12 protein-coding genes are annotated in these 11,935 nt (G+C 74.2%); 6 read left to right on the forward strand and 6 right to left on the reverse strand.

Going from position 1 to position 11,935, the window contains the following annotated elements; translation table 11 throughout:
• Both ACTHMS_RS11665 and lpdA read right to left on the reverse strand, forming a co-directional pair.
• The coding region (locus tag ACTHMS_RS11665; RefSeq protein WP_440306833.1) for a biotin/lipoyl-containing protein at positions 1–392 on the reverse strand (392 nt) is incomplete at its 3' end.
• A 99-nt stretch (positions 393–491) separates the two neighbouring features.
• Positions 492–1,889: a dihydrolipoyl dehydrogenase gene (gene lpdA, locus ACTHMS_RS11670; protein WP_440306834.1), complete on the reverse strand. Its 1,398-nt coding sequence runs from the start codon at positions 1,887–1,889 to the stop codon at positions 492–494.
• A 226-nt stretch (positions 1,890–2,115) separates the two neighbouring features.
• Here lpdA and ACTHMS_RS11675 point away from each other — a divergent pair, with 226 nt between their 5' ends.
• Both ACTHMS_RS11675 and ACTHMS_RS11680 read left to right on the forward strand, forming a co-directional pair.
• Positions 2,116–2,478, forward strand: a complete 363-nt coding sequence (locus ACTHMS_RS11675; RefSeq protein WP_440306835.1) for an oxidoreductase — start codon at positions 2,116–2,118, stop codon at positions 2,476–2,478.
• Complete coding sequence (locus ACTHMS_RS11680; RefSeq protein ID WP_440306836.1) at positions 2,475–3,092, forward strand: hypothetical protein; 618 nt, start codon at positions 2,475–2,477, stop codon at positions 3,090–3,092. Before ACTHMS_RS11675 ends, ACTHMS_RS11680 begins: the two co-directional genes overlap by 4 nt.
• On the opposite strand, the gene ACTHMS_RS11685 is transcribed toward ACTHMS_RS11680, so the two are convergent.
• Entirely contained in the window at positions 3,058–4,503 is a 1,446-nt protein-coding gene (locus tag ACTHMS_RS11685; protein WP_440306837.1) for a leucyl aminopeptidase, read from the reverse strand. The two genes, ACTHMS_RS11680 and ACTHMS_RS11685, sit on opposite strands and share 35 nt — an antisense overlap.
• Positions 4,504–4,560: 57 nt before the next feature.
• Between ACTHMS_RS11685 and gcvT the strand changes: the two genes are divergently transcribed.
• A complete protein-coding gene (gene gcvT / locus ACTHMS_RS11690; RefSeq protein ID WP_440306838.1) occupies positions 4,561–5,670 on the forward strand; it encodes a glycine cleavage system aminomethyltransferase GcvT in 1,110 nt (369 codons plus the stop codon).
• Between the two features lie 7 nt (positions 5,671–5,677).
• Here gcvT and ACTHMS_RS11695 read toward each other — a convergent pair whose 3' ends face one another.
• Together ACTHMS_RS11695 and ACTHMS_RS11700 are read right to left on the reverse strand one after the other, a co-directional pair.
• Positions 5,678–6,877, reverse strand: coding sequence for an AI-2E family transporter (locus ACTHMS_RS11695; RefSeq protein ID WP_440306839.1), 1,200 nt, complete (start codon positions 6,875–6,877; stop codon positions 5,678–5,680).
• Positions 6,874–7,842: a nicotinate-nucleotide--dimethylbenzimidazole phosphoribosyltransferase gene (locus tag ACTHMS_RS11700; protein ID WP_440306840.1), complete on the reverse strand. Its 969-nt coding sequence runs from the start codon at positions 7,840–7,842 to the stop codon at positions 6,874–6,876. Before ACTHMS_RS11700 ends, ACTHMS_RS11695 begins: the two co-directional genes overlap by 4 nt.
• 74 nt (positions 7,843–7,916) lie before the next feature.
• Between ACTHMS_RS11700 and ACTHMS_RS11705 the strand changes: the two genes are divergently transcribed.
• Positions 7,917–8,117, forward strand: coding sequence for a hypothetical protein (locus ACTHMS_RS11705; protein ID WP_440306841.1), 201 nt, complete (start codon positions 7,917–7,919; stop codon positions 8,115–8,117).
• 19 nt (positions 8,118–8,136) lie between these two features.
• Here the strand turns inward: ACTHMS_RS11705 and ACTHMS_RS11710 are convergent, their stop codons facing one another.
• A complete protein-coding gene (locus ACTHMS_RS11710) occupies positions 8,137–10,281 on the reverse strand; it encodes an MMPL family transporter (RefSeq protein WP_440306842.1) in 2,145 nt (714 codons plus the stop codon).
• 144 nt (positions 10,282–10,425) lie between these two features.
• On the opposite strand from ACTHMS_RS11710, the gene ACTHMS_RS11715 reads away from it, so the two are divergent.
• Positions 10,426–11,571, forward strand: coding sequence for a sensor histidine kinase (locus ACTHMS_RS11715; RefSeq protein WP_440306843.1), 1,146 nt, complete (start codon positions 10,426–10,428; stop codon positions 11,569–11,571).
• The coding region (locus tag ACTHMS_RS11720) for a response regulator (RefSeq protein ID WP_440306844.1) at positions 11,523–11,935 on the forward strand (413 nt) is incomplete at its 3' end. The genes ACTHMS_RS11715 and ACTHMS_RS11720, both read left to right, overlap by 49 nt.

Here is an 11,935-nt window from a genome sequence, read left to right on the forward strand (position 1 = left end):
GGCGCGGGAGTGGAAGGCGCGGGAGTGGGAGGCGCGGGAGTGGGACGCGGCTTGGCCTCCGCGGCCGGCGCAGCTTCCGGTTCCGGTTCGGCCTGCGCCGCCGGTTCCGGTGCGGACTCGGGTTCCGGCTCGGGCTCGGGCTCCGGCTCGGGCTCCGGCTCGGCTTCGGCCTCCGTCTCGCCGCCGCCATCGCCGCCGCCGTCCTCACCAGCCTCGCCGATCACGGCAAGTTCGACGCCGATCTCGACGGTCTCGTCCTCCTGCACCTTGATCGAGAGCAGCGTGCCGGAGGCCGGCGACGGAACCTCGGTGTCGACCTTGTCCGTCGAGACCTCGAGCAACGGCTCGTCGGCGTCGACGTGGTCGCCCTCGGCCTTGAGCCAGCGGGTCACGGTCCCCTCGGTGACGCTCTCACCCAGGCGGGGCATGGTCACGGACGTCGGCATGGCGGCAGGAACTCCTCGAAGAAGGGGGTTGGCGGGCGGACGGCGTCAGTCGTGGACGTGCAGCGGCTTGCCTGCGAGCAGCAGGTGCGCCTCGCCGATGGCCTCGGACTGGGTCGGGTGCGGGTGGATCAGCTGGGCGACCTCACCGGCGAGGGCCTCCCAGTTGTAGATCAGCTGCGCCTCGGCGATGAGCGCGCCGACGCGGTCGCCGACGATGTGGACGCCGAGCACCTGGCCGTCGGCGGCCCGGGCCACGAGCTTGACCGCGCCCTGGGTGTGGAGGATGGCGCTGCGGCCGTTGCCCGACAGGTCGTAGTTGACGACCTTGACCGCGTCGGCGCCGAACTGCTCCTTCGCCTGCGCCTCGGTCCAGCCGACCGAGGCGACCTCGGGCTGGCTGTAGGTGATGCGCGGGACGCCGAGGTAGTCGATCGGGACGACGGGCAGCCCGGCGATGTGCTCGGCGGCGAGGATGCCCTCGGCGAAGCCGACGTGGGCGAGCTGCAGGTGCGGCTGGCCGTTGATCGAGATCAGGTCACCGACGGCGTAGACGCCGTCGACGTTCGTGCGCAGGTACTCGTCGGTGATGACGAAGCCGCGCTCGACGCGCACGCCCTGCTCCTCGTAGCCGAGGCCCTGCGAGATCGGGCCGCGGCCGACGGCCACGAGCAGCAGCTCGGCCTCGAGGGTCTCGCCCGACTCGAGCGAGACGCGCACGCCGCTGTCGGTCGACTCGACGCCGGCGAAGCGGGCTCCGGTCTTGAAGGTGATGCCGCGGCGGCGGAACGCGCGCTCGAGCTGCTTCGACGACGCCTCGTCCTCGAGCGGCACGAGCCGGGGGAGGGCCTCGACGATGGTGACCTTGCAGCCGAACGAGGTCCACGCCGACGCGAACTCGACGCCGATGACGCCGCCGCCGAGCACGATCGCGCTCTCGGGCACGTGGTCGAGCTGCAGCGCGTGCTCGGACGCGATGACCCGCTGCCCGTCCAGTTCGAGGCCGGGCAGGGTGCGCGAGTACGAGCCGGTGGCGAGGATGACGTTGGTACCGGTGTAGGTGTCGCCGTTCACCGCGACGGTCCTCGGGCCGACGAGCCGGCCCTCGCCCTCGACGATCTGGATGCCCCGGCTCTTGATGAGACCGGTGAGGCCCTTCCAGTTCTTCGAGATGACGCCGTCCTTGTACTTGTGGACGCCGCCCATGTCGATGCCCTCGAAGGTGGCGTTGACGCCGAACGTCGCCGCCTCGCGCGCACCGTCGGCGATCTCGCCGGCGTGCAGCAGCGCCTTGGTCGGGATGCATCCGCGGTGCAGGCAGGTGCCGCCGACCTTGTCCTTCTCGATCAGCACGACCGACTTGCCGAGTTCGGCTGCCCGCAGCGCGGCCGCGTACCCGCCGCTGCCCCCACCGAGGATGACGAGGTCGGACTGGTTGTCGGCCACCTGTGCTCCCGTTCCACATCGTGGCCCTGCGCCACCGTGCGCCGGGCCTGTGTCCATCTTGGCACTGCGGGCGTCGGCCCGCTGCGCCCCCTCGTGCGCATGTGACCGCCCGTCGCGCGGGTCTGGCGGCGGCGAAGGCCGAAGGGCCCTCAGGTCGCCCCGCCTCATCACCGATGCTCAGGTCGTGCATGGCGCGACTACGGCAGGCTGTGGCCACCCTGTCGGCATGGAGGATCTCGTGGGTTGGACCTTGCGGCGCCGGTCGCGCGCGGGCACCTTGCGCACGGCCACCGGGTCCGACGTCGACCATCTGACCGAGTTCGCGGGGACGCGGCGCGGCGTCGAGGCGTTCCTCGAGCCGCGCACCACCGTCACCGAGACGACGGTCGTGCTCGTCGCCGACACCGGTGAGTGGACGCGGCGCCGCGTCGCCGACCCCGACGCTGCGGCCAAGTGGGCGCGCAAGCACGGCGTCCCGTTGTACGACGCGGTCAAGGTGGGGTATCCCAGGCGCATGCGCGAGTGGTCGCGGAACAACCCCCGACCGTCCGGCCCCACTGGCGAGCAGTCGGAGGCCGACGGATCGTGACGACGCCCCTGGACGGAACGGACGGCATCCCCGCCGCCGACCTCGACCCGACCCCGTGGTCGCCGCTGGACGCCATCGAGTCCTCGCTCGGCATGCTGCCGGCCCGCCAGCACGTGCACGCCCCGCGCTGGCTCGCGCCGCTGGCGGTGAGCGCGCTCGTCGGCATGATCCCGTGGCTGGTCTACCTCGGCTTCACCCTGCCGTCGAAGGTGCGCAGCGACAACTACGACGTCGCCTGGCTCGGCTTCGACAGCGGCCTGATGCTCGTCCTCGGCGTGCTCGGGTTCGCCGCCTGGCGCCGCTCGGCCGCCACCGGCGCCCTCGCCGCGGTGGCCGCGATGATGCTCGTCGTCGACGCGTGGTTCGACATCACGACCTCGGCCGCGTCGGACACGTGGCTGGCCGTGGTGCTCGCCGCCTGCGGCGAACTGCCGCTCGCCGCGATCTGCGGCTGGGCCGCCTACGCCGCCGAGCGGCACCGCGCCCGCAGCTACCAGCGCCTCTGCCAGCGCTGGCAGCACGCCGTCGAGGCCGCCCGCGAGGCGGCGGCCGGCGGCGGTGAGGCCGCGCTGCGGGCGGTCAGCCGGCCGCCAGCCGTTCCGCCGTCGCGATGAGCGTGCGCACGCCGGCGCCCGTGCCGCCCTTGGGCGTGTAGTCGCGCGGGCCGCCGTTGTTGTACGCGGGCCCGGCGATGTCCAGGTGAGCCCACGGCAGGTCGGCGGGCACGAACTCCTGCAGGAACCGGCCGGCGACGAGCATCCCGCCCCAGCGCTCACCGGGCACGTTCTGCAGGTCGGCGACCGCCGAGTCCAGCCCGGCCCGCAGGTGCTCGGGCAGCGGCATCGGCCACGCGTCCTCACCGCACTCGCCGGCCGCGGCGACCACGGTGTCGCGCATCGACTCCTCGCCCATGACGCCGATCAGGCGCGGCCCGAGCGCGACGAGCTGTGCGCCGGTGAGCGTCGACAGCTCGACGAGCGCGTCCGGTCCGTCCTGCAGCGCGCGGCTGATGCCGTCGGCCAGGATGAGCCGCCCCTCGGCGTCGGTGTCGGCCACCTCGACGGTGCGCCCGCTGTGCATGGTGAGCACGTCGGAGGGCCGGTAGGACGAGCCCGACGGCATGTTCTCGGCCATCGGCAGCGTCGCGGTGATGCGCACGGGCAGCTTGAGCGCCGCCGCCGCGCAGATGGCGCTCGCCGCCGCGGCGGCACCGCCCATGTCCGACTTCATCCAGGTCAGGTTGACGGTCTTGAGGTTGAGGCCGCCCGAGTCGAAGGTGATGCCCTTGCCCACCAGCGCGAGGTGGCGGCGGGCGCGGGCCGGCCGGTAGCTCAGCCGCACGAGCCGCGGCGGCCGCGTGCTGCCCTGGCCCACGCCGAGGATGCCGCCGAACCGCCCGCGCTTCAGCGCCCGCTCGTCGAGCACCTCGACCTCGAGCCCGGCCTTGGCGCCGCGGGCGGCGACCCGCTCGGCGAAGGTCGCGGGGTAGAGGTCGTTCGGCGGTGTGTTCACCAGGTCGCGGGTGAAGTTCACCGCCTCGGCGATCACACGGGCCCGGGTCAGCTCGGCGCGCGAGCCGCCCGGCACGGTGATCGTGCGCAGCGCCGTCGCGGCCGGCGCGGACTTGTACTCGGTGAAGGCGTAGCTGCCGAGCAGCGCGCCCTCGACGACGGGGCCGACCGGTGCGTCCAGCGCGATGTGCACGCGCGCCTTGCTGCTGACCGCGCGCAGGGCGGCGCCCACCGCCCGGCGGAACGTCTCACCGTGCTCGGTCCGCTCGCCGAGCCCCGTGGCGACGACGAGCGGGACGTCGCTCAGGCCCAGCGTCGGGATCTTGGTGATCTCGTCCGGCCGCCCCGACGCACCCGCCGCGACGAGGGCCTCGCGCAGGCGGCCGCCGAGCGAGCCGTCGACCGCCTCGGCGCCGGGCGCCAGCTGCAACCCGCCCGGTCCGGAGAAGACGCCGACGACGACGGCATCGGCCCGCACGGGCTTGGTGGGCGACTGGACGGAGATCGTCGGCATGGAATCGATCCTAGGAGTGGCCCTGCGCGGGGCCGGCCGGTCGGTAGGTTGCCAGGCATGGCCGACCTGCTCACCTCCCCGCTGCACGAGCGCCATGTCGCGCTCGGCGCCAAGCTCGCCGACTTCGGCGGCTGGAACATGCCGATCGAGTACGCCGCCGACGGCGGGGGCGTGCTCAAGGAGCACGCCGCGGTGCGTGAGGCGGTCGGCGTGTTCGACGTCTCGCACCTCGGCAAGGCGCTCGTGCGCGGCACCGGCGCGGCGGACTTCGTCAACCGCTGCCTCACCAACGACCTCGGCCGGATCGGCCCGGGCCAAGCGCAGTACACGCTCTGCTGCACCGACGACGGCGGCGTGGTCGACGACCTCATCGCCTACCTGGTCGGGCCGGACGAGGTCTTCCTGGTGCCGAACGCCGCGAACGCCGCCGAGGTGGTGCGTCGCCTGGCCGCGGCGGCGCCCGACGGCGTCACCGTCACCGACCAGCACCGCGAGTTCGGCGTGCTGGCCGTGCAGGGCCCGCGCTCACCCGAGGTGCTCACCGCGCTCGGCCTGCCGACCGGCGCCGACTACATGGCCTGGACGGACGCGCAGTGGGACGGCCGCGCCGTGCGCATCTGCCGCACCGGCTACACCGGCGAGCACGGCTACGAGCTGCTGCCGGCGTGGGACGACGCGCCCGCGCTCTGGGATGCGCTGCTCGAGGTCGCCCGCGCCCACGGCGGCCGGCCCGCGGGCCTCGGCGCCCGCGACACCCTGCGCACCGAGATGGGCTACCCGCTGCACGGGCAGGACCTCAGCCGCGAGATCACGCCGGTGCAGGCCCGTTCCGGCTGGGCGGTCGGCTGGAAGAAGGACGCCTTCTGGGGACACGACGCCCTCACCGCCGAACGGGCGGCCGGCCCCCGCCGCACGCTGCGCGGCCTGCTCGCCCTCGACCGGGGCATCCCGCGCGCCCACATGCCGGTGCTGGACGCCGACGGTGCGGTGGTCGGCGAGGTCACCAGCGGCACCTTCTCGCCGACCCTGCGGGTCGGCATCGGGCTGGCGCGGATCGACACCCCCGCCGGTGTCGACGACGGTGCCGAGCTCGCCCTCGACGTGCGCGGCCGCCGCTCGGCCGTGCGGGTGGTGGCACCGCCGTTCGTCCCGTCGCACGTGCGGTAGCCGGGCCTCAGCCCTCCGAGACCCCCGCCGCGCGCGACTTGGGCGGCGGGGCCGCGTGCTCGGTCGGGTCGAAGTCCTGGGCGAGCGCGCTGACCGCCTCCGCGTTCGCCGGCATCTTGCGCAGCACCTGCTCGGTGGCCGCGACCTCCAGCGGGCGGCGCAACGCGGCGATCGTGGCGTTGAGGAACGCCACGAGGGGCACGGCCAGCAGCGCGCCGGGGATGCCAGCGATCGTCGTCCCGGTGATCACCGACAGGGCGATGGCGAGGGGGTGCACCTCGACGCTGCGGCTCATGATGAACGGCTGCAGCAGGTGCGCCTCGAGCTGGATGAGCACGACGATCGCGACCGTCACCACGATCGCCGCCGTGAACCCGTGCTCGAGCAGCGCGACCGCGACGCAGAGCGCCCCGGTGACCGTGAGACCGACGAGCGGGATGAACGAGCCGAGGAAGATCAGCACGCCGAGCGCCGCGGCCAGCGGCACCCGCAGCACGAACAGCACGATCATCACCGAGATGCCGTGGAACAGCGCGATGAGCACCTGGCCGCGCATGTAGCCGCCGAGCGTGCGCCAGCCGACCCGGCCGGCGAGGTCCATGCGGGCCTGCGCGCCGGTCGGCAGCAGCCGCAGCGTCCAGCGCCAGATCAGCTCGCCGTCACGCAGCAGGAAGAATGTCGACAGCAGGATCAGCAGGAACGCGCCGACGTACTCGGCGACGGTCTGCGCGGTCTGGATGGCGCCGTTGATCAGCGCCCCCTGATGGTTCTTCACCGCGTCGGTGAACTGGGTGCTGAGCTTGTCGATGTCGGACGACTTGAGATGCAGCGGGCCGTTGTGCAGCCAGTTGCGGAAGTGGGTCACCAGCGCGGTGAGCTGGTTCGCGAGTTCGGTCGAGTGGGTGCTGATCTGCCAGACGACGAACGTGCCGATGCCGCCGAGGGCCGCCACGCCGAACAGCAGCGCGAGCGCCGCCGACAGCGAGCGCGGCCCGGGCAGCGCGCGGTCGAGGCGGCGCTCGATCGGATGCAGCACCGCGGTGAAGAACAGCGCGAGGATGAAGCTGAACGCCACCAACTCGACGGTCAGGAACATCTGCCCGAGCACGTAGAGCCCGGCCAGGATCACCAGCAGTCGCCAGGTCCAGGCCGCGGCGACCTGCACGGGCATCGTGACGCTGTCGAGCGCCGACCGCTTCTCGGTCATCGGTCGGCCTCCAGCAGGGTGGCCGGACGCGGGCGCGGCCGGTCGGTGGGCTCGGGTGCCGGCTCCGGTGCGGCGTGCCGGCCGGTCGGCGTCGCGCCCGTCGCGTCCTCGTCGGTCGCGTCCTCGTCGGTCGCGTCCTCGTCGGTCGGGTCGTCGGCGCGGGCCGCGCGGTCGGCGCCGGCGCGCAGCAGGGCGAGCGCGAGCAGCGCGGCGGTGCCGTCGGCGGTCGCGATCCCGTTGTCGGCCAGCGGCTGCTGGTCGAAGACGTCCACGGCTCGGCGCTGCACCGGGTCGGGGGAGGTGTCCGCGGCGCGCCACCAGGCGGCGAAGCGGGGTTGCACCCGGTGGGCGACCAGCGCCGCCGCCACCGGGAGCGGGCCGTCCAACACGATCGGCGTGCGGCGGCTCGCTGCCTGTGCGATGAGGCCGGTGGCCGTGGCGAGCAGCGGGTCGCCGAGCGCGTCCAGCAGCTCGTCGACGCGTTCGCGCAGCGGCATCAGTGCGCGCCGCCGGTCGCGCACCGCGGTGAGCCGGGCGATCCAGGCGGTGGTGTCGAGGGCGGCGGCGCCGCGGGGCAGCACGGCGACCGGCTCGACGCCCGCGATGATGCTGACGGCGAGCGCGCCGGCGTCGGTGCCGCGTCCGCTCACGAGCAGCAGGTCGGTGCCGGAGTCGACCAGGCGGTCGGCGGCCGCCGCGCCGGCGTCGAGGCCGTCGCCCGCGTCGACCACGTCGGTGTGGACGCCCTCGGGCGCCTCGACCGTGGTCGGAGCACCGAGATGCACCCAGCGCACCGCGGCCGGACGGGGCGGCGGAAAGGCGGCGTTCGCGCCGGCGAGCCAGGCGACGGCGTCGGCGAGCCGCCCGACGCCGGCCCGACCGCCCCACTGCTGGGCGGCGACGGTCGCCCCGGCGTCCGGCCAGGGCACGTCGGCCCCGAGGCCCAGCAGATCCACGACGCTCACGTGAGGAAGTATGCCGAGGACGGGTGCGGCTCTACCCGGACCCGACGACCGCCACCGACGAGGAGTGACCCGCGATGACCTGGACCTGGCAGTTGGTCGGCCCGGACGGCGACGAGGTGAGCGGTCCGTCCGTGCCGCCCCACAGCAACCAGAGCGACGCCGAGAGCTGGCTCGGCGAGCACTGGCGCGAGCTCGCCGACGCCGGCGTGGCCGCGGTGACCCTGCTCGACAACGGCAGCCCGGTCTACGGACCGATGTCGTTGAGCGAGGGCTGACCACCGCGGCCGCCGGCGGTCAGCCCACCGCGCCGACCAGCGCCGGCTGCCGCGTGTCGGCCGGCGCGGCGGCCGGGCGCCGCCACACCCGCTCACCGGCCAGGGCGAGCAGGGCAGGCAGCACCACACCGCGCACGACCACGGCGTCGATGAGCACCGCCGCGGCCAGGGTGAAGCCCATCTCCTTCATCTCGACCATGTGCAGCGAGGCGAAGATCGCGAAGACCGACACCATGACGATCGCCGCGCTCGTGACCGTGCCGGCCGACCGCCCGATGCCGACGCGGATCGCCTCACGTGCCGGCAGCCCGCTGCGCACGGCCTCGCGCACGTGGCCGAGCACGAAGACGTGGTAGTCCATCGACAGGCCCGACAGCACGGCGAAGGTGAACAGCGGGATCCAGTTGATGACGGCGCCGGTCGAGTGGAACCCGAGCAGCCCCTCGGCCCAGCGGTGCTGGAACACCAGCGCCAGCAGGCCGAACGCGGCACCGGCCGACACCAGGTTGACCGCCGCGGTGATCACCGCCAGCAGCACCGACCGGAACACCCAGCCGACGATGACCATGGTCAGCGCGACGACGAAGGCGATCACCCAGGGCAGACGCTGCGAGCCGTGCGTGTCGTAGTCGAGGTTGGACGCGGTGTCGCCGCCCACCGCCCACCGGGCGCCGCTGATCGGTGCGAGAGCGTCGGCGACCACGTGCCCGCGCAGGTCGCGCACGCCCTGGCGGGCGGGGCCCGACTCGGCGTCGAAGGGGGCGTCGATGCGCAGCACGTGCACGGTGCCGTCGGCCGACGCGCGCACCGGTTCGCGTCCGTCGAAGAACCGGGGGTCGAGCGGCAGGTCCCGCAGCGCGGTGGCGACCCGGTCGGCGTCGGCGGGGGCCGCCTTCACGACGACCACCTGGGTGGTCGCCTCGTGCGGGAAGGCGGCGACGAGGCGGTCGTAGGCGTGCTTCTCGGCGATCACGGTCGGCAGCGACGCCGGCGAGTCGTTGACCAGCCGCAGTGACAGCAGCGGCGCGGCGAGCAGCACGAGCGCGCCGAGCGAGACGACCAGCGTGCGCCTCGGGTGCGCCAGCGACGGGCGCAGCAGGGCCAGCCAGAGCCGCGGCTCGCGCGTGCGCATCGTCCAGCGCCACAGCACCGGCACGCGCGGCCGGTCGAGATGCCGGCCGAGCAGCACCAGCAGCGCCGGCAGCACGGTCAGCGAGCCGAGCACCGCGACGGCGACGACCACGATCGAACCGGTCGCGAGCGACCGGAACGTCGGGTCGTCGGCGACCCAGAGCCCCAGCATCGCGACGATCACGGCCACGCCCGAGACGAGCACCGAGTGCCCGGAGGTCTCGGCGGCGATGTCGATGGCCGTGTGGGTGTCGTGCCCGGCGTGCCGTTCGGCACGGGCCCGCTTGACGTAGAACAGCGAGTAGTCGACGCCGACGGCCATGCCCATCAGCAGGATCATCGACGAGGTCGTGCCCGAGTCGGGCACCACGTGCGACACCAGCGCCGACAGGCCGGTGGCGGCGCCGACGGCCGACAGCGCCAGCAGCACCGGCACACCGGCCGCGATGATCGCGCCGAACGCGACGAGCAGGATCGCGAGCGTCACCGGCAGGCTGAAGGACGCGGCGGCCGACAGGTCGTCGCCGACCTGGGCGTTGACCGCGTCGTCGAGCGACCGGCCGCCGACCTGCTCGACCCGCAGGGCGGGGAACTGCCGTTGCACGGCGGCCGTCGCGGACACCAGCGGCGCGACCTTCGCGTCCTTCACCAACGTCACCTGGACGAGGGCGGCCGAGCCGTCGGGCGAGGTGACCGGCCGGGACACGGACGCCACCTCGGGCAGGGTCCGCATCCGGGCGGTGGCGGCGCTCAGCGCCTGGGCCGCGGCGGCGGCGTCGAGCCGGCCGCTGCGGGCCGTGACCAGCACGTCCTCGGTGTCCGGCGCCTCCAGGTGGGCGTCGTGGATCCACCGCGACGCCTGCCCCGACTGGCCGACGCCGCTGTCGAGGTGGCCGATGCGGTGGGTGCCGACGCTGCCGCCGACGGCGACGCAGGCGGCGACGAACACGAGCCACAGGGCGACGGCCCGCCAGGGATGGCGGGCGCTCCAGCGGGCGGCGCGGACGGTGACGGGACGGCGGGGAGCGGACATGACGGAGCCCTCTCGCAGGGACTGGTTTCGCTTCACGGCGGTGACGCTGCCGCCCGCACGGCGCCCGCACACGGGTGCTCGGCCCCCGGCAACGGTGGGCTTTTCCCCACCGTGCGGGGCGCTGCCGTGGGTCAGGATGGAGCGGTGCGTCGCCAGTTGGTCCATCGGCTCCGGCTCTTCGGCTGGGCCGTGGCCTCCGTGCCCCTGGCCGCGCTGTCGCTCGTGCTGTTCGTGCTCACCACCGTCGGCACCGCGCTGGTGGTGGTGACGGCCGGCATCCCGCTCGTCGCGGTGGCGCTGCGGCTCACCCGCCCGCTCGCCGACCTGCACCGGCGGGTGGCCGGGGGCCTGCTGGGCCGCCCGGTCGAGTCGCCGTACCTCACCCCGCCGGTGGGCAGTTGGGTGGCGCTGGCCCGGGCGCGGGCGCTCGACCCGGCGACGCGGCGCGACCTGCTCTGGCTGCTCGTCAACGGCACGTTCGGCCTCGCGATCTCGATCGGTGCGGTGGTCGAGACCGCGTTCGAGCTGGTCTTCTGGTGGTTGCCGAAGGGGTTGCTGGTGCGGCTGCACGCGTGGATCTGCGCCTCGCTGCTCGCGACGTCGGAGAAGAGCAGGCTGGCGCTGCGCGTGCAGGAACTGGCGTCGTCGCGGGCCGAGACGGTCGACACCCAGGCCGCCGAACTGCGCCGCATCGAGCGCGATCTGCACGACGGCGCGCAGGCGCGGCTGGTCTCGCTCGGGCTGAGCCTGGCGATGGCCGACGACCTCATCGAACGCGACCCGCAGGCCGCCCGTGCGCTGCTGGCCGAGGCCCGCAGCACCAGCAGCGCGGCCCTGACCGACCTGCGCGACCTCGTGCGCGGCATCCACCCGCCGGTGCTCGCCGACCGCGGCCTCGCCGGCGGCGTCGAGGCGCTCGCCCTCGCCTCGCCGGTGCCGGTCGAGCTCGAGCTCGACCTGCCGACGAGACTGCCGGCGCCGGTCGAGTCGGCCGCCTACGTCGCGCTGGCAGAGACGCTGACGAACGTGATCAAACACGCGGACGCGTCGCGCGTGGCCGTCCACGTCGGCCACCGCGACGACCGGCTCGAGGCGCTGGTCGTCGACGACGGCGTCGGCGGGGCCGACCCGGCGCCCGGCAGCGGGCTGCGCGGCATCGAGCGGCGGCTCGCCGCCTTCGACGGCACGCTCACCCTCTCGAGCCCGGCCGGCGGGCCGACCGAGGTCGTTATCGTGCTGCCGTGCGTGTCGTCCTCGCCGAAGATCTCGCCCTCCTCCGGGACGGCCTGATCCGGCTGCTCGAGGCGAACGACTTCGAGGTCGTCGAGGCGGTCGACAACGGCCCGTCGTTGCAGCGGGCGCTGACCGTGCACCGTCCGGACGTCGCGGTCGTCGACGTGCGGCTGCCGCCGACCTTCACCGACGAGGGCCTGCGGGCGGCGCTCGCCGCACGGGCCGAGCAGCCGGGGCTGCCCGTGCTGGTGCTGTCGCAGTACGTCGAGCAGCTCTACGCCCGGGAACTGCTCGCCGACCGCAGCGGCGGCGTCGGCTACCTGCTCAAGGACCGCATCTCGGACGTGAAGCAGTTCATCGACGCGGTGCGCCGGGTGGCCGACGGCGGCACGGCAATGGACCCGGAGGTCGTGGCCCAGCT

Source organism: Jatrophihabitans sp., assembly GCF_051960575.1.
Lineage (GTDB): Bacteria > Actinomycetota > Actinomycetes > Mycobacteriales > Jatrophihabitantaceae > JBQCEE01.

Excerpts from the sequence above, each read along its gene's own strand:
- ACTHMS_RS11705 (WP_440306841.1), top strand. The coding sequence starts at position 7,917 with ATGACCTGGACCTGGCAGTTGGTCGGCCCGGACGGCGACGAGGTGAGC.
- ACTHMS_RS11675 (WP_440306835.1), top strand. The coding sequence starts at position 2,116 with ATGGAGGATCTCGTGGGTTGGACCTTGCGGCGCCGGTCGCGCGCGGGC.
- gcvT (WP_440306838.1), top strand. The coding sequence starts at position 4,561 with ATGGCCGACCTGCTCACCTCCCCGCTGCACGAGCGCCATGTCGCGCTC.
- ACTHMS_RS11695 (WP_440306839.1), bottom strand. The coding sequence starts at position 6,877 with ATGACCGAGAAGCGGTCGGCGCTCGACAGCGTCACGATGCCCGTGCAG.
- ACTHMS_RS11710 (WP_440306842.1), bottom strand. The coding sequence starts at position 10,281 with ATGTCCGCTCCCCGCCGTCCCGTCACCGTCCGCGCCGCCCGCTGGAGC.
- ACTHMS_RS11685 (WP_440306837.1), bottom strand. The coding sequence starts at position 4,503 with ATGCCGACGATCTCCGTCCAGTCGCCCACCAAGCCCGTGCGGGCCGAT.